14 protein-coding genes and 2 pseudogenes are annotated in these 17733 nt (G+C 62.4%); 8 read left to right on the top strand and 8 right to left on the bottom strand.

Features of this window, described 5'->3' with window-relative positions; genetic code table 11:
* Positions 1–252: 252 nt before the first annotated feature.
* Entirely contained in the window at positions 253–2199 is a 1947-nt protein-coding gene (prpR, locus tag Q8O29_RS02730; protein ID WP_305560524.1) for a propionate catabolism operon regulatory protein PrpR, read from the bottom strand.
* Positions 2200–2362: 163 nt separating this feature from the next.
* Here prpR and Q8O29_RS02725 point away from each other — a divergent pair, with 163 nt between their 5' ends.
* The 3 genes from Q8O29_RS02725 to Q8O29_RS02715 are packed head-to-tail and all read left to right on the top strand — an operon-like array spanning position 2363 to position 5111.
* On the top strand, positions 2363–3235 hold the full coding sequence (locus tag Q8O29_RS02725; RefSeq protein ID WP_305560523.1) for an oxaloacetate decarboxylase: 873 nt from the start codon (positions 2363–2365) through the stop codon (positions 3233–3235).
* A gap of 33 nt (positions 3236–3268) precedes the next feature.
* Positions 3269–4282, top strand: a complete 1014-nt coding sequence (locus Q8O29_RS02720) for a tripartite tricarboxylate transporter substrate binding protein (RefSeq protein ID WP_305560522.1) — start codon at positions 3269–3271, stop codon at positions 4280–4282.
* A 28-nt stretch (positions 4283–4310) separates the two neighbouring features.
* Complete coding sequence (locus Q8O29_RS02715) at positions 4311–5111, top strand: SDR family oxidoreductase (RefSeq protein ID WP_305560521.1); 801 nt, start codon at positions 4311–4313, stop codon at positions 5109–5111.
* Between the two features lie 202 nt (positions 5112–5313).
* Here the strand turns inward: Q8O29_RS02715 and Q8O29_RS02710 are convergent, their stop codons facing one another.
* The 7 genes and pseudogenes from Q8O29_RS02710 to Q8O29_RS02680 form a co-directional block, all read right to left on the bottom strand.
* Complete coding sequence (locus Q8O29_RS02710; protein WP_305560520.1) at positions 5314–5547, bottom strand: hypothetical protein; 234 nt, start codon at positions 5545–5547, stop codon at positions 5314–5316.
* A 72-nt stretch (positions 5548–5619) separates the two neighbouring features.
* Complete coding sequence (locus Q8O29_RS02705; RefSeq protein WP_305560519.1) at positions 5620–6117, bottom strand: hypothetical protein; 498 nt, start codon at positions 6115–6117, stop codon at positions 5620–5622.
* Positions 6118–6121: 4 nt separating this feature from the next.
* A pseudogene (locus Q8O29_RS02700) lies at positions 6122–6271 on the bottom strand (BAX inhibitor (BI)-1/YccA family protein); the annotation flags it as partial.
* Positions 6272–6354: 83 nt separating this feature from the next.
* A pseudogene (locus Q8O29_RS02695) lies at positions 6355–7112 on the bottom strand (TerC family protein).
* Between the two features lie 473 nt (positions 7113–7585).
* Positions 7586–8755 (bottom strand): AI-2E family transporter, encoded by a 1170-nt coding sequence (locus Q8O29_RS02690; RefSeq protein ID WP_305560518.1) that lies wholly within the window; start codon positions 8753–8755, stop codon positions 7586–7588.
* 275 nt (positions 8756–9030) lie between these two features.
* Positions 9031–9774 (bottom strand): LytTR family DNA-binding domain-containing protein, encoded by a 744-nt coding sequence (locus Q8O29_RS02685; RefSeq protein WP_305560517.1) that lies wholly within the window; start codon positions 9772–9774, stop codon positions 9031–9033.
* Positions 9771–10832, bottom strand: a complete 1062-nt coding sequence (locus Q8O29_RS02680; RefSeq protein ID WP_371134133.1) for a sensor histidine kinase — start codon at positions 10830–10832, stop codon at positions 9771–9773. The genes Q8O29_RS02685 and Q8O29_RS02680 overlap by 4 nt, the downstream gene beginning before the upstream one ends.
* Positions 10833–11053: 221 nt before the next feature.
* Here Q8O29_RS02680 and argH point away from each other — a divergent pair, with 221 nt between their 5' ends.
* From argH to Q8O29_RS02655, 5 genes are all read left to right on the top strand, one after another.
* On the top strand, positions 11054–12463 hold the full coding sequence (gene argH, locus Q8O29_RS02675; RefSeq protein WP_305560516.1) for an argininosuccinate lyase: 1410 nt from the start codon (positions 11054–11056) through the stop codon (positions 12461–12463).
* A 69-nt stretch (positions 12464–12532) separates the two neighbouring features.
* A complete protein-coding gene (locus tag Q8O29_RS02670) occupies positions 12533–13192 on the top strand; it encodes a response regulator (protein ID WP_305560515.1) in 660 nt (219 codons plus the stop codon).
* Positions 13189–14580: an ATP-binding protein gene (locus tag Q8O29_RS02665; RefSeq protein ID WP_305560514.1), complete on the top strand. Its 1392-nt coding sequence runs from the start codon at positions 13189–13191 to the stop codon at positions 14578–14580. Before Q8O29_RS02670 ends, Q8O29_RS02665 begins: the two co-directional genes overlap by 4 nt.
* 138 nt (positions 14581–14718) lie before the next feature.
* The gene (locus Q8O29_RS02660; RefSeq protein ID WP_305560513.1) at positions 14719–16209 is read left to right on the top strand and encodes a DegQ family serine endoprotease; all 1491 of its coding nucleotides are present in this window, start codon (positions 14719–14721) and stop codon (positions 16207–16209) included.
* 160 nt (positions 16210–16369) lie between these two features.
* Positions 16370–17524: an alpha-hydroxy acid oxidase gene (locus tag Q8O29_RS02655; protein ID WP_305560512.1), complete on the top strand. Its 1155-nt coding sequence runs from the start codon at positions 16370–16372 to the stop codon at positions 17522–17524.
* Positions 17525–17733: the final 209 nt, after the last annotated feature.

Here is a 17733-nt window from a genome sequence, read left to right as displayed (position 1 = left end):
GAGTCTGGGCGGCAGAAGGCGTCGAAGCGAGAAGTGGCCCCGGCGAGGACAGTTTTTGCCGGGTTTGCAGCCTCATAGCCGTAGCTATGGGGCAAAAAGCCGGTGAAAAATGGACCGTCGCGGCCGCTTTGCAGCCGACGTTCCTTCTGCCGCCCAGGCTCCCAGGCCTTTTCGCTGTCCAGACGGCCCCAGATGGATCTATAGGCCTGCTGTTTGTACTGTGTTTTTCGCTGGGCAAACTGGCCGCAAATCTCAATCCGTCGCCGTTTCGTCCTGCCGGCACCAGCGCCAGAAGGTGGAGCGACTGACCCCGAGTTGCCGGGCCGCCCGCCCGTGGTTGCCGCCGTTTTGCCCAAGCGCGTGATGGGCTTTGGCGTAATTCGACAGGGTCGGCAGATCCACAATCGGGGGCAAGGTTTCAAACAACTCGGGACAGTCCACTTCCAGCCCCTTGTAAGAGACCTCTTCCGCGCGCTGGAACTGCAATAAAAACACCGCAATACGTTCGCTGAAATTTTCAAGTTCACGAACATTGCCCGGCCAGGCGTAGGCCTCCAGGTAGGGCCTCAAAATCTCCAATACGCGCACCGCGTCCAGCCCGGAGCCGAGCCGGTTCAGGCAGCGCCGCAAAAAATGTTCAGCGCCAAGGGCAATGTCGCCCTTGCGCTCACGCAGGGGCGGCAACACCAGGCGCAAGGTGTTGATGCGGTAATAAAGGTCCTGGCGAAACCTGCGTTCTGCAACCATGTCACTCAGCGGTTGATGGGTCGCGGCGATCACCCGCACATCGACAGGAATCGCCGCAGTGGCCCCCAAGCGCGTGATCTGCCGCTCTTGCAATACACGCAGCAAGCGCGTTTGCAGTGTCAGCGGCATATCGCCGATTTCGTCCAAAAAAAGCGTGCCCGTGTGTGCCGCTTCAAACAGGCCTGCCTTGCCGCCGCGCCGGGAGCCGGTAAAAGCACCTTCCTCGTGACCGAACAATTCACTTTCGAGCAGGCTCTCGGGGAAAGCAGCGCAATTGACCGCGACAAAAGGCCGGTGCGCCCTGGCACTGTCGTTGTGCATGGCTTGGGCGAAGAGCTCTTTGCCCACCCCGCTTTCTCCGGCAATCAACACCCCCAGGTCGGTTTGTGCGTACCGTCGCGCAGTCTGCACCGCGCGCAGCAAAGCCGGGCTGCGGCCCGTCAAGGCCGCAAAACTGTAGCGGGCTGAACCCTGGCTGGTTTGATTTTGACGATGCTGGATTCGCAGGCTGTTGTCGGCCTCATGGATGGTTCGCGCGTCGTAAAGCGTGATGGCGGCACCCACAACCTCCCCATGCTCGCGAATCGGCGTGCGATTGGCTATCCAGTCACGTCCTGCCAGGCGCAAAACAACACCGCGTTCTTCCCGTCCTGTCCGCATCGTCGCTTGCAGGGAAAAATCGGGTGACAGCCGCGCCAGCGACTGGCCCAGCAAGGACGCATCTTCTTTTCCAAAAATGGCCTTCATCGCGGGATTAACCGCAATGATCAGGCCTTCGAGGTTAACGGCCAGAACGGCATCTTGCAGGTTGTGCAGCACGCCGTTCAATTGCTCATAACGGCCAGCTTCCAGCCGCGCGACGCGGGCCAGCTCCAGCGCATCTTCAAAACCCTGCCGGATGCTGGACAGCGAATAAGCGAGCAGGCCCCGCAAGCCGGCAGCCTCGGCAAGTTCAACCACCAGGCTGGAGCCCACAACAACCTCAATACCCTGCGCCATCAACTGCTGGATGCACTGACGCGCCTGGTCGGGCGTTTGGTAGGCATATTGGTGAATCTCGATATTCAACAGGCTGTTGGCCGAGTGCAGCTCCGGAATGACCTGTCCGTAAGTCACGATGCCGATGCGATCCGAGATCTCCCGCGCCCTGATCAGCGCCTGCAAAACGTCGAATCCGCTGAGTTGAATGGTGGCCACTGGCGCTTGCACACCCTGACGCAAAAGGCTGGCGTTGGAGCCGGCGCTGACAAAGACATCGACCTGGCCGCGAGCCAGGCGGTCTCGGGCAATCGACAACGCAATGTCAAACGTGCCTTCCACCACCTCAATGTCGGCGCGATCACTGTATTCAGCAAGAACAGGCGCGGCAAAGGTACGGATGTGCTGGTAACTCAGGAAACACAGCCGAGGCCGATTTTTTTGTACAAAACCCGAGGCAGAACGATGTTTCATAAGTATTTTCAATGAAGCAAAAAATGAAATTACAGTGTTTCATGAAACACACCCTGGCTGCAGGATAAATTTTTTCTCTATTTAAATCAAAGGCCTGGGCTTTGCCAATCCGATGGCATGACTCCTGCTGGATGTGGTGTCATACCCTCATCCCAAGATAGCCATGAACGCCAGACTCCCTACGCTCCGCGAACGCCTGCAACAACCCGGGCTACTCACTGCCCCGGGGGTTTTCGACATGGTGTCTTTGCGCCTGGCCGATACGTTTGGCTTTGATGCGCTGTACATGACCGGGTTTGGTGCGGTCGCCTCTCACATGGGATTGCCCGATGCGGGTTTGGCCACCTACTCGGACATGGTGAGTCGCGTCAAGATGATGGCCACCATGGCGACCACCCCACTGATCGCCGACGGAGACACCGGGTATGGCGGCTTGCTCAATGTCGCTCACACGGTACGCGGCTACGAAGAAGCCGGCGCGTCCGCGATTCAGCTAGAGGACCAGGAGTTTCCTAAAAAATGCGGCCACACACCCGGACGCCGGGTGATCCCCATGGCCGACATGGTGCGCAAGATCCGGGTCGCCTCCGACGCGCGGCATTCCAGTGATTTTTTGATCATCGCCCGAACCGACGCACGCAGCGCCCTGGGTCTGGACGAAGCGCTGCGGCGGGCAGAAGCTTATGCCCGCGCCGGGGCCGATATTTTGTTTATCGAATCACCGGAGACGCGCGAAGAAATGCAGCGCATCGGACGTGCTTTTGATCTGCCTTTGCTGGCCAACATGGTGGAGGGCGGACAAACGCCTGTGCTGAGCAAGCAAGACCTGGAATTGATCGGCTACAAACTCGCGATTTTCCCAGTGACTGCCTTGCTCGCAGCGGCTGAGGCCATGCGAACCGTGTATGACGCCTTCAAGCAAACCGGCTCCTCTGCGGCCGTCTCGCTGCCTTTGATGCCTTTTTCAAACCTCACGACACTCATGGGCTTCGAGGCAGTCTGGGAGTTTGAAAAACGCTACGCGGATGCCGACTGACAAATCACCCACCACCCCCATCGAGGAGACAAAATGAGCAAGCCATCGACTATTTTCAACAACACCCGCAGGCGGCTACTTTCTTTGAGCGGGCTGGCGCTGCTCAGCGCGGCGGGCGGCCTGCTGGCTAGCGCAAACGCGCAGGATGCCTGGCCAAACAAACCGATTCGCTTGGTGGTTCCCTTCACGCCAGGCGGCGTGACGGACACCAGCGGCCGGTTGATCGCCGAACACCTTGGCAAAAGGCTGGGCCAGCAAATCATCGTGGACAACAAGCCCGGCGCCTCGGGCAATATTGGAACCAGCCTGGTCAAGGCGGCCGCTGCGGACGGCTACACATTGGTGCTGGGCTTCGACGGCACCATGGTCATCAATCCCCATGTGTTTGCAAAGACACCTTTTGACACCGTCGCGGACTTTGCACCGGTTGGAAAAATCGGCGATGCCACCTTGATTCTGGTGGCCAACCCCGATGTTCCGGTCAAAAATCTGCAGGACGTGATCGCACTGTCCAAGTCTCAGGCGGGTGGGCTTGCCTTTGGCACCTCAGGCACAGGCGGCACTCCGCATCTCGCAGGAGAACTGCTCAAAGTCCGAACCAGCGCCAACCTGACGCATATCCCCTACAAAGGGGGTGGCCAGGCCATGATCGATGTGCTTGGCGGAACCATTCCGCTGGTCTACACCGCCGTGGCGGGCGCCCACGGGCATGTCAAATCGGGCAAGCTCCGCGCGATTGCGGTTTCCAGCGCGCAGCGCACCTCGGCACTACCGGAGGTGCCCACCTTCATTGAAAGCGGCATTTCCGACTTTGTCGTCAATTCGTGGGTGGGCGTTTTGGCACCTGCAAAGACGCCGCTGGCCGTTGTTGAAAAACTGAACACCGAGCTCAATGCCGTGCTCAATGACCCCCCTGTCCGCGAAAAACTGCGCTTGATGGGGATCGAAGCCATGCCCGGAAGCGCCAACCAGTTTGGCGACGAAATCAAGCGCGATCTGGCCCGGTACGGTCAGGTGGTCAAAGCCGCCGGCATCCGTGTCGAATAAGCGCCCGCCCCAAAACCAAGGCTGACTCATGGATTTGCAACTCGGGCAGCGGCACGTTCTGATCACCGGCGGCAGCAAAGGCATCGGCCTGGCTTGTGCGCAAGGTTTTTTGCGGGAGGGTGCGCGGCTCAGCCTGGTCTCCCGAAACCAGTCCCACCTGGATGAGGCCCTGCGGCAACTGCTGCATGAGTTTCCCGACGCTAAAAACCAGGTCGGTTTGATTGCTGCCGATCTTCAATCCCCAGAACAAGCCCAACAGGCCCTGGCCAAGGCGGAGCAGTTCCATGGCGAGGTCGATGTGCTTATCAACTGTGCCGGCGCCGCGCGCCGCACGCCGCCTGACGAGCTCAGTGCACAAGCCTGGCACGAGGCGATGAACGCCAAATTTTTCACCTACATCCACATGATTGACCTGGTGATCAAGAAAATGGCGCAACGCGGCAACGGCGCCATCGTCAACGTGGTGGGGGCCGGGGGAAAGGTGGCCAGCCCGATTCACCTGCCGGGCGGCGCGGCCAATGCCGCATTGATGCTGATCAGCGCGGGCCTGGCCGCTGCCTATGGCCCGCAGGGCGTGCGTATCAACGCGGTCAACCCCGGCACAACCATGACCGGCAGGCTGCGGACCGGGTTGGAGGCTGCCGCCAGGCTGGACCAGATCAGTGTCGAAGAGGCCTTGAAACGCGCCACCCAGAAGGTACCGCTGGGGCGATTGGCGCAGCCCGAAGAAATTGCAAATGTTGTGCTTTTTCTGGCGTCGCCTTGCGCCAGTTATGTCACGGGCGCCGTCGTGACCATGGACGGCGCGGCAACGCCCATGGTCGTCTGAACCTGCCCATCAATTGGCAGGCTCACGGCCCAGCCGTCTCGCGCTGACCACGCTATTAAATCTATAGCTGCTTGCGCCCGCCAGTTATGGGCTGGAGCCCGATTTCATTACTGAATATCGCCAGAGGCAGGCTGGGGAGTTGGCCCGTCGGCAGCCGGGACACGCAACTCTGCCGGGCCCGCGGGCCGGGCACCGGCAGGCCTCAAACCAGGGTAAAAAACACAAGCCAGAGCACAGCGACCGACTTTGTGACCCTCGTCCCCTCGGGCGAACGCCAAACGGCCATGGTCAGGAACAGGTTGTAGGGAAAAAGCAGGAAGTGCATCGCGACCGCAAGGCTCAAAGCCACGCCTTTGGCGATCAGCATCAGGACCACAAAGCCCGCAGCAAGATTGACGCAACTGCCGACCAACAGCATATCGCGCCAGAACAGCACGGGCAGGGGTACGTGGCCGTGCCAGCGACTTGCAAACAAACCGGTGAGATCTGGGAAATTCAACGTCTTCGATCAGGGACTGACTGTGGTGTCGCAGCTACGCTGCAAATGTATCAACAATGACCGCATGTGGACGGCGTCAGCCCACTTTCCGCCCTTGAGTACGGGCACCGTGACGGTCAATGATTTTTCTGCCGGCTCCAACTGGATGTCAAAGGCCTGATCGGCAATTCCCTGTTTCATCGAAACGTCGGCCTCATACAGGCTAACAGCGATTGTCTGACGGCTCATTCCAGAACGCCGCTTTCTCACCTCCAGAACACATCCTGGCTCCAGGGCGTAGCGCCAGCGGGACGGAAGGTGGGGTTTTTCGCCAAGCACGTTCATCGCAGTGACGAGCTGATCCACGTTCATTTCTGACGAACTCAGCACCCGTGCCTCGCCCCCCGGATAGCCGTCCGAACAGGCTGTTGCCAGGAGCAAGGCGTTGACGAGCAGGACTTTGCGCCAACTACCCGCGAGCAAGCCCGGTACAGATTTAGAAGGCAAAGATGCTGCAAGCTTGTCCATCACTGCCCGTGGCTATGCCTGCCCAGGCCCCCAACACGGTGGAAACCATGGACGGGGCCAGCCGTCCATACGTGTTGCGCAACACCCGGTTGCGCTCAACAAACACGGCCTGCTCAACAGCGCCGGCGGGAAAGGCGTGGAGATTTTGATTCATGAGAATTTTTTGGCGTGCCAGGTGGCAAAAACGAATGTCCGGCAGGGCGCAACCCGGGGGGCGATCTGGTTGAAGGCGGCTGTTCATGGCTGTCCTTTTTCCGCAGCCCGCCGCTTGCCGCGTGCCCGGATATTCAGTGCTTCCACAGCCAGCGAAAAGGCCATGGCCGCGTAGATGTAACCTTTGGGCACAGCCTGATCAAACGCTTCTGCAGTCAGTGCCATGCCGATCATGACGAGAAAGACCAGAGCGAGCACTTTGACCGAAGGATGACGATCAACAAAATTGCCAATTGGCTTGGCTGCAACAAGCATCACACCGACGGAGGTGACAACAGCGGCAACCATCACGCTGATCTCATCGACCATGCCCACTGCGGTGATCACCGAATCGAGAGAGAAAACAATGTCGATCACTGCAATCTGGCCGATCACCATTCAGAACATTTTTTTACCAGCCGCCCTGATCTCGGCTGCATCGGCCACCGGGGCATGGCTCTGCTCTCACGCGCTTCGACCTCCAGGAAAATTTCATGCGTGGCCTTGTAGAGAAGGAACAGCCCGCCCAGCAGCAACACCAGGTCGCGACCGCTGATGCCCTGGCCGGCAACACTGAAAAGATCGGCCGTCAGACCTATCACCCAGCTCAGCGTAAACAGAAGCAACAATCGGGAAACCATCGCGAAACCGAGGCCGAGGCGCCGCGCCTTGTCACGATGTTCAGGCGGCAGCCGACCCACCAAAATGGAGATGAAGATGATGTTGTCGATGCCCAGCACGATCTCCAGGGCAGTGAGCATCGCGAAGGCTATCCAGATATTGGGGTCGAGAAGGAGGTCCATAGGTGTAGTTCTGTCAGCAGGATTACGGCGAGCGGAAAATCGCGCTGGATGGGGAACGAGGATGAAGAAGCGGAAAGCCCGCGCCAGCGTTCAGAGTAGAAAACTGGAAAGTCGTGGGGGTGACGTGGCCCCTCAAGCAACGGCCTTGGCGGCCCCGCGAGATCAAGAGGGTCATAAACTGCGGCTGTGGTGCCACCAAGCTCCGTCACCGTCAAATTGTTCCATCGCGACAGCCTGAGGGGTACCGACATTGGTTTGGGTCGCGCTCAAGGTGTGCAGAGACCCCATCTGCCCGCCAGACATGAAAAAGTACGCGCAAACGAACAGGACGAACAAGCGGCACATTATTTGGCAAGTGTAACTTTGAAATGGATGGGTCGGGTCCCGCAGAGGCATTTCCGCGTGTGTAAGAAAGCCAAAATTCACTCCGCGCCAGAGCGCTGTACGCCATGAGTGAACGCCGGGGCCGCATCCTAAGACCCAAGAAATTCACCCACCGGTTTCAGGTCGTCCACCCGGTCACAGACCGACTTGACCATCATCATGATCGGGATGCCCAGCAGCAGTCCCCACACTCCCCAGAGCCAGCCCCAGGCCAGCAACGCCACAAACACCGCCACGGGGCTGAGTCGGCTGGCGCGGCTGGTCAGCCAGGGCGTGATGATGTTGCCAACGATGGTGTGGATCACGAGCGAGGCGCCGCCCACCAGCACCGCCATGTTGAGCGAGCCGAACTGTAGAAAACCCACCAGCGCGGAGGCCACCGCCGTGATCAGGGAGCCCACATAGGGCACGAGGTTAAGAACGCCGGCAGCAATGCCCCAGACCGCCGCATTGTCCAGTCCGATGGCCCACAGGGCCAGCCAGGTCAGCACGCCGACCAGCGCGCTGGTCAGCAACTGCACCTGCAGGTAACGCTGGATCTGTCCGGTGATTTCATGCAGGGCCTGCAGCGTAATCTTTTTGTCGCTCAGGTTGGGGCCGGCCAGCTTGAGCATCTTGCGGCGAAAGGTGTCGCCCGACAGCATGAGAAAGTAGGTCAGGAAGATCACCACGGTGGTCTGGCCAACCAGGGCTATCAGGCCAATGGTGCCGCTCCACAGATAGTCTTTGACGTTGAAGCTGGCCCTCTCAACCACCACACGGGTCACACCTCGGGTGGCGCCAGGCGCCGCGCCCTCTTGAGCTGCCTGCTCGATCTGCGTCGCCGCCTTTTGCACAGTATCCAGTGTGCTGGTGGATTTTCCGCTGCTGCGCTTGAGGGCATTGCGGAATTTTTGCGCCGCCACGGGCAGCGACTCAACCATCGCCACCGCCTCGTCGCTGAGTGAATAGGCCGTGGCGCCCATGGCGCCGAGAATCGACAGCAGGACCACCGCCGCGCCCAGCCAACGCGGCACACGTCTCGTCTCCAGCCAATTGACGACAGGAGAAAACGCGTAGCTGAAAAGAATGCTCAGCATCACAGGGATGAAGACTGCCTTGGCCCAGTGCAGCACAAACAGCAAGCCCAGCCCCGCCAGCACCATCAGCGACACATTGCGGATGTCCACCGGCATGTGCAGCAGCAGGCGTTCCGGCTCGGGGAAAGTCGTGATCTCGGCCGCAGCTGGCAGCGGATCTGGCGCGTGTTCTACATTCATTGTTGTTCTCCTCGTCGGTCCGGGCAATTGATCTTTTTCAAATACACAGCAATCAATTGGACTGCTCTCACCTCTCGCCCTTTGGGAGAGAGACGGGGTGAGGGATTGAGCGTTCCGACTGAGATCAAAGTTGAACTCTCAATAGCCACGGCCGCATTTATCTTGGAGCGCTCATTTCACCAGCAGAAACTGGCTGCCCCTGTAGGACGCCTGCGCGGGAAGCTACCGGCTGGCAACCCGCGCACCGGTAGCGGCAGCAAGCGTGAACTGCGGCATCAACCCGCGATGGCTTCACGCACCGTGCCGAGCTGGCGCCGCGACACCGCCAGCAACTCGCCGATGCCATTGAGCCGCACCGCCCAACCATCGCCTTCTTCCGGGTCAAAGTGTTTTTCGAGCGCGCGCACAGCACGCCTCGCTACCAGCGCATTGCGGTGGATGCGCATGAACTGCGGATAACGCTCTTCCAGCTCGTTGAGGCTGCCGTCGAGGATGTAGCTTTTGGCGGCTGTCCGCACCGTGATGTATTTGAGCTCGGCCTTGAGGTAAAGCACCTCGGCCAGCGGCACCCGCTCGGTCCGACCGCGGTCCTGGATGATCAGGCATTCTTCGGTCAAATCGGCCTCTAGCCCTTTGCCAGCATGCACAAGACGCTCTACTTTTTGTAGCGCCTGTTGCAAGCGCTCAAGCCGCACGGGTTTGGTCAGGTAGTCCACGGCCTCGATCTCGAAAGCCTGCACCGCGTGTTCGGAATGCGCCGTGACAAACACCACCGCCGGCGGCTGCGGTAGTTGGGCAATGGTCTGGGCCAGCGTGATGCCGTCGGCGCCGGGCATGCGAATGTCGAGCAGCACCACGTCGAACACCTCACGGCGCAGCGCGTCCATGGCCTGCACCGCGTGCGCCGCCTCGGCCGCTACGCTGGCGGCCGGCGCCGTGCAGTCGCCCAGCAAGGTGCGCAGGCGCGACCGCGCCAATGCCTCGTCGTCCACGATCAATACCCTGAGGGTTGTTGTCATAGCGGAATCTCCAGCCTCACCTGAAACATGCCGTCCCGGAACACGGTCTTGAACTGCGCCTGCACATCGTGCAGCAGCGCCAGGCGCTCGCGCACATTGGCCAGCGCCAGCCCGTGGCCGCGTTCGCCGACGCCGGCCGGTGTTGAGTTGGTGACCTTGATCACCACCATGCTACCGCGCCGTACCGTCGATATTTTCACCTGTGCGCCAACGGCGCTGGGCTCCACGCCGTGGCGCACCGCGTTTTCCACCAGCGGCTGCAGCAACAGCGGCGGCAGTTTGGCAGGGTCCGCTTCGGGGTCCAGGTTCCACTGCACCTGCAGGCGCTCACCGAACCGGATTTGCTCGATCGCCAGGTAACGCTGTGCCAGTTCAATCTCTTGCCCCAGCGTGACCGATTCGGTGGCGTCGGCCAGCGCGTGGCGAAACAGCTCGCTCAGGTCTTCCAGTACCGACTCGGCCTTGGCCGGTTCGGCCCGCACCAGCGCAATGGCGCTGTTGAGCGTGTTGAACAGGAAGTGTGGCCGGATACGTGACTGCAGTTCGGCCAGCCGCGCCGCAGTGGCTGCGGGCGTGCGGGCCTTGGTGCGCCAGACCAGCCCGGCGACCAGCACCGACGACAGCAGCGCGCCGGCAGCCGCGCTGGCGGCCCAGGGGGCGCGCTCCAGCAAGCCCATCATGGCCAGCAGGCCGCAGCCGTACAGCCCCGCCAGCGCGCCCATGGCGATACCGGCCGTCCACTGCAAGGGCGTGCCCAGACGCGCGAGGTAGCGCTTGAGCAAGCAGGCCACAATCAGCCAGACCAGCGTGGCCGGCAGCACACCGCCGGTCAGCAGCGAAAAGCGCAACAGCCACTCCACAAAGTGGCCGGCGCTGAACATGGCGCCCACGGCCACCACCGCCTCGGTAAACAGCACGGCGCGCAGCACCACGCCGACATTGCAGGCGTCGAACACAATGACGCGGGCCGGCAAGCGGACAGGCTCGTCGCCGGGCTGGCTGATGCCGCCCAGCATGGTGGACTCGCCAAAGGAGGACAGGTCGGTCTTGAGGCTCATGAAGCGGGCTGCCAGTAGGCTCCTGTTGGGGGCGGAGAAGACATCGGGTGCGGCTTGAAGGCCGGCTTTTCAGGACTTCCGGCAGGCAGATAAAATCCAGGGGCTAAGTATTGCACTGGCGGCATGCTTGCAAACGGCGTCAAACCCGTACTTCCTTGAATAATGTTGTCCATGCGACACGCCATCGCTGCCGGCAGACGGTATCCCAAAGAAAGCCCGACGTGAGTCAACTCGACAAAAAATCTGAAGCCTGGTCCGCCCTGTTCTCAGAACCCATGAGCGATCTGGTCAAGCGTTACACCGCCAGCGTATTTTTTGACAAGCGCCTGTGGCAGGCCGACATCGCCGGCTCGTTGGCCCACGCCGAGATGCTGGCCGCGCAAAAAATCCTGGGGGCGGTCGACCATGCCGCCCTCCAGCAGGGGCTGACCCAGATCAGCGCCGAGATAGAGTCCGGCGCCTTTGACTGGAAGCTGGACCTGGAAGACGTGCACCTGAATATCGAGGCGCGCCTGACCCAGCTAGTGGGGGACGCCGGCAAGCGCCTGCACACCGGCCGCTCTAGAAACGACCAGGTCGCCACCGACGTGCGCCTGTGGCTGCGCGGCGAGATCGACCTGATAGCCGCGCTGCTGACCGACCTGCAAAAAGCGTTGGTCAATATCGCCGAAAAAAATGTCGAGGTGATCCTGCCCGGCTTCACCCACCTGCAAGTGGCGCAACCGGTCAGCTTTGGTCACCACATGCTGGCTTATGTCGAGATGTTTTCGCGCGATGCCGAGCGCCTGCAAGACGTGCGCAAACGCGTGAACCGCCTGCCGCTGGGTGCCGCTGCGCTGGCCGGCACCAGCTACCCGCTGGACCGCGAACGTGTTGCCAGAACACTGGGCATGGTCGATGCCCAAGGCCAGCCACAGGTCTGCCAGAACAGCCTGGACGCGGTCAGCGACCGCGATTTTGCGATTGAATTCACGGCCGCCGCCGCACTGGCCATGATCCACATCAGCCGCCTGAGCGAAGAGCTGGTGCTGTGGATGAGCCAGAGCTTTGGCTTCATCGACATCGCCGACCGCTTTTGCACGGGCTCGTCCATCATGCCGCAGAAGAAAAACCCGGACGTGCCCGAACTCGCACGTGGCAAGACCGGTCGGGTGGTTGGCCACCTGATGGGCCTGATCACCCTGATGAAGGGCCAGCCGCTGGCCTACAACAAGGACAACCAGGAAGACAAGGAACCGCTGTTTGACACCGTGGACACGCTGAAGGATACGCTGCGCATCTTTGCCGAGATGGTGGGCGGCATCACCGTCAAACCCGAAGCCATGGAGCGCGCCGCGCTCAAGGGTTACGCCACCGCCACCGACCTGGCCGACTACATGGTCAAAAAAGGCCTGCCCTTCCGCGACGCGCACGAGGCCGTGGCCCATGCGGTCAAGGCGGCGATTTCACACGCGGTGGATTTGTCCGAGCTGCCGCTGGCCGTGCTGCAGCAGTTCAACCCGAAGATCGAAAAAGACGTGTACGATGTGCTGAGCCTGCGTGGCTCGCTGAACGCCCGCAACACCCTGGGCGGCACCGCACCGGCGCAGGTGCGGGCCCAGATTGCGCGGCATCGGGCGCGGCTGGGCTGATCAGTCGCAGCGGCTTTAAGCCTGGCATAAGCAGGCCGGACGCATACTGGCTGGTTGTAAGGACAAACAATGCGACTACTGCTGGTTGAAGACGACGCCATGATCGGCGAGGCGGTGCTGGCGGTGCTGCGGGCCGCGCACTATGCCGTGGACTGGGTGCGCGACGGCGCCATGGCCGACACCGCCCTGCGCAGCGAGCAGTACGACCTGGTGCTGCTGGACCTGGGCCTTCCCAAACGCGACGGGTTTGAGGTCCTGCGCGCCCTGCGCGCGCGGCGCAACACCACGCCGGTGCTCGTGGCCACTGCTAGGGATGCGGTCGGCGACCGCATCGCCGGCCTGGACGCCGGCGCCGACGACTATGTGGTCAAGCCCTATGACACCGACGAACTGCTGGCGCGCATTCGCGCGCTGATACGCCGCAGTGTGGGCCGGGCCGAGCCGGCTTTTGAACACCGGGGCGTGAGCCTGAACCCCGCCACCCATGAAGCCAGCCTGAACGGCCAACCGGTGCTGCTCTCGGCGCGCGAATGGGCGGTGCTGGAGCCGCTGCTGGCGCGGCCGGGCACGGTGCTGTCACGCGCTCAGCTTGAAGAAAAACTCTTTAGCTGGAAGGACGACGTCAGCAGCAACGCGGTCGAGGTTTATATTCACGGCGTGCGCAAAAAACTCGGCAACGACATCATCCAGACCGTGCGCGGTCTCGGCTACCTGGTGCCCAAACAATGACAACATCGCCCACCCAAGGGGGCAGCGAAGGACACGCAGTGCCGGGCGTGGGGGCGCACTCACTACGTGCCCGCCTGATCTGGTTCGTGCTCGCGGCAATTTTGCTGGGCGCCGTGTTGCAGGCCACCACCGCCTACCGCAGCGCACTGCAACAGGCCGACGCCATGTTCGACGACCATTTGCAGCAGGTGGCGCGTTCGCTGCGCGGCGGCATCCCGCTGGGCGCGCTCATGCCGGAGGTCGAGGACGACGCGGGTTTCGACCTCTATGTGCAGATCTGGGGGCAGGACGGCACGCAGATCTTCCGCTCCACGCGCTCGGCGCTGCCGCCGCGCGCGGTGCTGGGCTTTTCTGATGTGGAGGCGCATGGCAAGCACTACCGCGTGTATTCGCTGCAGACGTCTTTCCAGACCGTGCAGATTGCGCAGGACCTGGACGCCCGCACCGCGCGTGCCCGCGCGCTGGCGGCCCGTGCCGTGCTGCCTTTTGCGCTGCTGACACCGCTGCTGATGCTGGCCGTGTGGTGGGTCATCAATCGATCACTGGCGCCCGTGGAACGCGCGCGGCGTCAGGTTGCGCAGCGCGCGGCCGACGATTTCTCGCCGTTGGCCGGCGAAGGTCTGCCCGACGAGGTGCGGCCGCTGGTCGATGAACTCAACCTGCTGTTCGGCCGGGTGCGCGGCGCCTTCGATGCGCAAAAGAATTTTGTCGCCGACGCGGCGCATGAGCTGCGCTCGCCACTGACGGCACTCAAGCTGCAGGCGCAGGCGCTGCGCCCCAACGGCCACTCGGACGACACACCGGCCGAGCGCGAAGCCGGCATCCAGCGCCTGAACCAGGGCATAGACCGCGCCATCCGGCTGGTCGAGCAACTGCTGGTGCTGGCCCGCGAAGAAGCCGGTCCGGGACCGGCCGACGCAAGCGTGGATCTGCAGGAGGTGCTCAGGCTGTCGGTGGCCGACGTGTTGCCGCAGGCCCGGCTCAAGCAGATTGACCTGGGCCTGATGGATGACCATCCGGCCGCCATGGCCCGCGTCCATGGCGAGCCGGAAGCGCTGCGGGTGCTGCTACGCAACCTGCTGGACAACGCCGTCAAATACACGCCTGCCGCAGGCCGCGTCGATGTGTCGCTGAAAGGGGCGCCAGGGCGGCCGGTGCTGACGGTGGAAGACAGCGGCCCAGGCATTGCGGCCGAGGACCGCGAGCGTGTCTTCGACCGCTTCTACCGCGCCAGCGGCGCGGCAACCGAGACCGGCAGCGGTCTGGGCCTGGCCATCGTGCAGGTGATCGCCGCTCGCCATGGTGCGACGCTGCAACTGGACCGCTCGGAACGCCTGGGCGGGCTGCGGGTCAGTGTGCTTTTCCCGCCGACACCGTCACCCAACTGAGTTTCCTCTCGCGAGCCGTTTTTCTCGTTACAAGCAGGGGCTGGGGCCCCCCGGGGCTCTTTAAGCTTCACCTAAGCCTGCTGCCCCATCCTTGTCTGTACCGGCACCCCCTGTGTGCCCTACCCAAGGAAAACCGCCATGACATCTGCAGCACTGAAAAACACCCGCCTCGTTGTTGCCTTGCTGGCCGCCGGCGCCATTGGCGGCGCCGGCGTCAGCGCCTTCAACACCATGCATCCGGCAGCCATCGCGGCAGCGCCGCCAGCCCTCGTTGCTGCCGTGCCGGGATCATCCATCGCCCTGCCCGACTTTTCGCAGATCACCGAGCGTTACGGCCCGGCCGTGGTCAACATCAGCGTCACCGGCAGCACCCGGGTCAGCAATGACTCGCCGTTTGCCCAGGGTGATAACGACGAAGGCGCCTCGGGCGATCCCTTCGCCGAACTCTTCAAGCGCTTCCAGCAAGGCCAGGGCCGGCCCGGCGGCCCGCAGCAGGAAACGCCGACGCGGGGCCAGGGCTCGGGCTTCATCGTCAGCGCCGACGGCATCATCCTGACCAATGCGCATGTGGTCCGCGGCGCGAAGGAAGTCACCGTCAAGCTGACGGACCGCCGCGAGTTCCGCGCCAAGGTGCTGGGCGCCGACCCCAAGACCGATGTGGCGGTGCTGAAAATCGAAGCCGGCAACCTGCCGGTGGTCACGCTCGGCAAAACCAGCGAGCTCAAGGTTGGCGAATGGGTGCTGGCCATCGGTTCGCCCTTCGGCTTTGAAAACACGGTCACCGCCGGCGTCGTCAGCGCCAAGGGCCGTTCGCTGCCCGACGACAGCAGCGTGCCCTTCATCCAGACCGACGTGGCCATCAACCCCGGCAACTCCGGCGGCCCACTGTTCAATGCGCGCGGCGAGGTGGTGGGCATCAACTCGCAGATCTACAGCCGCAGCGGCGGCTACCAGGGCGTGTCCTTTGCCATCCCCATCGACGTGGCGGGACGCATCAAGAACCAGATCGTGGCCACCGGCAAGGTCGAGCATGCGCGCCTGGGCGTGATGGTGCAGGAGGTCAACCAGGCCTTCGCCAACTCCTTCAAGCTCGACAAGCCCGAGGGCGCGCTGGTCTCGAGCGTTGAAAAAGGCGGGCCCGCCGACCAGGCCGGTCTGCAGTCAGGCGACGTGATCCGCCAGGCCAACGGCCAGCCCATCGTCTCCTCCGGCGACCTGCCGGCGGTGATTGGTCTGGCAGCGCCCGGCGACACCCTCAAGCTCGAAGTCTGGCGCCAGGGTGCCAGCAAGGAACTGACAGCGCGCCTGGGCAGCGCCGACCAGAAAGTCTCGCGGGCTGCGGAGCCGAAAGACAGCGCGGCCCAGGGCAAGCTGGGCCTGGCCCTGCGCCCGCTGCAACCCGACGAGCAGCAGGAAGCTGGCGTCAGCAGCGGCCTGCTGGTGCAGCAAGCCAGCGGTCTCGCCGCGCAGGCCGGCGTGCAGCCGGGTGATGTGCTGGTCTCCATCAACGGCACACCGGTGCGCAACATTGAGCAGGTACGCGCCATGGTGGCGAAATCCGGCAAGTCGGTGGCGCTGCTGATCCTGCGGGGCGACAGCAAGATTTTTGTACCTTTGAATCTCGGCTGATACGGGGACATGCTGGACCCCACAAGCGGGCTGCGGCCCGCTTTTTTTCGCGCAGCAAAGGCGGCGACCGGCGCATCAAAATAATTTCATGGCGGCGCGGCGTAATTCACGCCGAAAACCGGGCAGCCCGTTACCATCGCTTCTTCAAGGAGACAAGCCCATGCCCGTGATCACCACCATCGAAGACCTGCGCGTCCTCGCCCAGAAGCGCGTACCGCGCATGTTTTACGACTACGCCGACTCCGGCTCCTGGACTGAAAGCACCTACCGCGCCAATTCGGACGATTTTCAGAAAATCAAGCTGCGCCAGCGCGTCGCGGTCAACATGGAAAACCGCAGCACCACCACGCAGATGATCGGCCAGCACGTGGCCATGCCGGTGGCGATTGCGCCGACCGGGCTGACCGGCATGCAGCATGCCGATGGCGAGATTCTTGGTGCGCGCGCGGCGAAAAAATTCGGCATCCCCTTCACGCTGTCGACCATGAGCATCTGCTCGATTGAGGACATTGCGCAGGCCACCGACCAGCACCCGTTCTGGTTCCAGCTGTATGTGATGAAGGACCGCAGCTTCATCGAGCGCCTGATTGACCGAGCCAAGGCCGCCAACTGCTCGGCACTGGTGCTCACACTCGACCTGCAGATCCTCGGCCAGCGCCACAAGGACCTCAAGAATGGCCTGTCGGCGCCGCCCAAACTGACCCTTGCGAACATCCTCAACCTGATGACCAAGCCGCGCTGGTGTCTGGGCATGGCCGGCACCTCGCGCCGGCAGTTCGGCAATATCGTCGGTCACGTCAAGGGCGTCGAAAACATGGGCTCGTTGTCGGAGTGGACGGCCAAACAGTTCGACCCCGGCCTCAACTGGGGCGACGTCGAGTGGATCAAGAAACGCTGGGGCGGCAAGCTGATTCTCAAAGGCATTCAGGATATCGAAGATGCCAGGCTGGCAGTCGACTCGGGCGCCGACGCGTTGATCGTCTCCAACCATGGCGGACGCCAGCTCGACGGCGCCGAGTCCTCGATACGCGCCCTGCCGGCCATCGTCGAAGCCGTGGGCCAGCGCATCGAGGTGCATATGGACGGCGGCATCCGCAGCGGCCAGGACGTGCTCAAGGCGCGCGCGCTGGGCGCCAAAGGCACGTACATCGGCCGCTCTTTCCTCTACGGCCTGGGCGCTATGGGTGAAGAAGGTGTGACCAAGGCACTGCAGATCATCCACCGTGAATTGGATTTGACCATGGCCTTTTGCGGTCACACCCACATCGAGACGGTGGACAAAGGCATCTTGCTGCCGGGCACTTTCCCGACCTGACCCGGCCGGGCGTCAGGCTGGGGAATGCCCCGATGACCGACGTCCTCCAAAGAAATAAGCTTGCTTATTAATCTTACTGTGTCATAAGTTTAGTCTCGGACTTATCCAATGGCAATGCGGGCAATGACCCAGGGCGCTTGCGAGTGCGACGCTCAGCAGCAGGCGCAGCGTTGTGATCGAGCTTGGCACGTGACGCTGCGCGCGCTGGA

Origin of the sequence: Polaromonas sp. (assembly GCF_030689685.1) — a bacterium.
Taxonomy (GTDB): Bacteria; Pseudomonadota; Gammaproteobacteria; order Burkholderiales; family Burkholderiaceae_C; genus Polaromonas.
The sequence above is the reverse complement of the archived record's forward strand: the minus strand, read 5'-3'. Positions and strand labels throughout refer to the sequence as shown.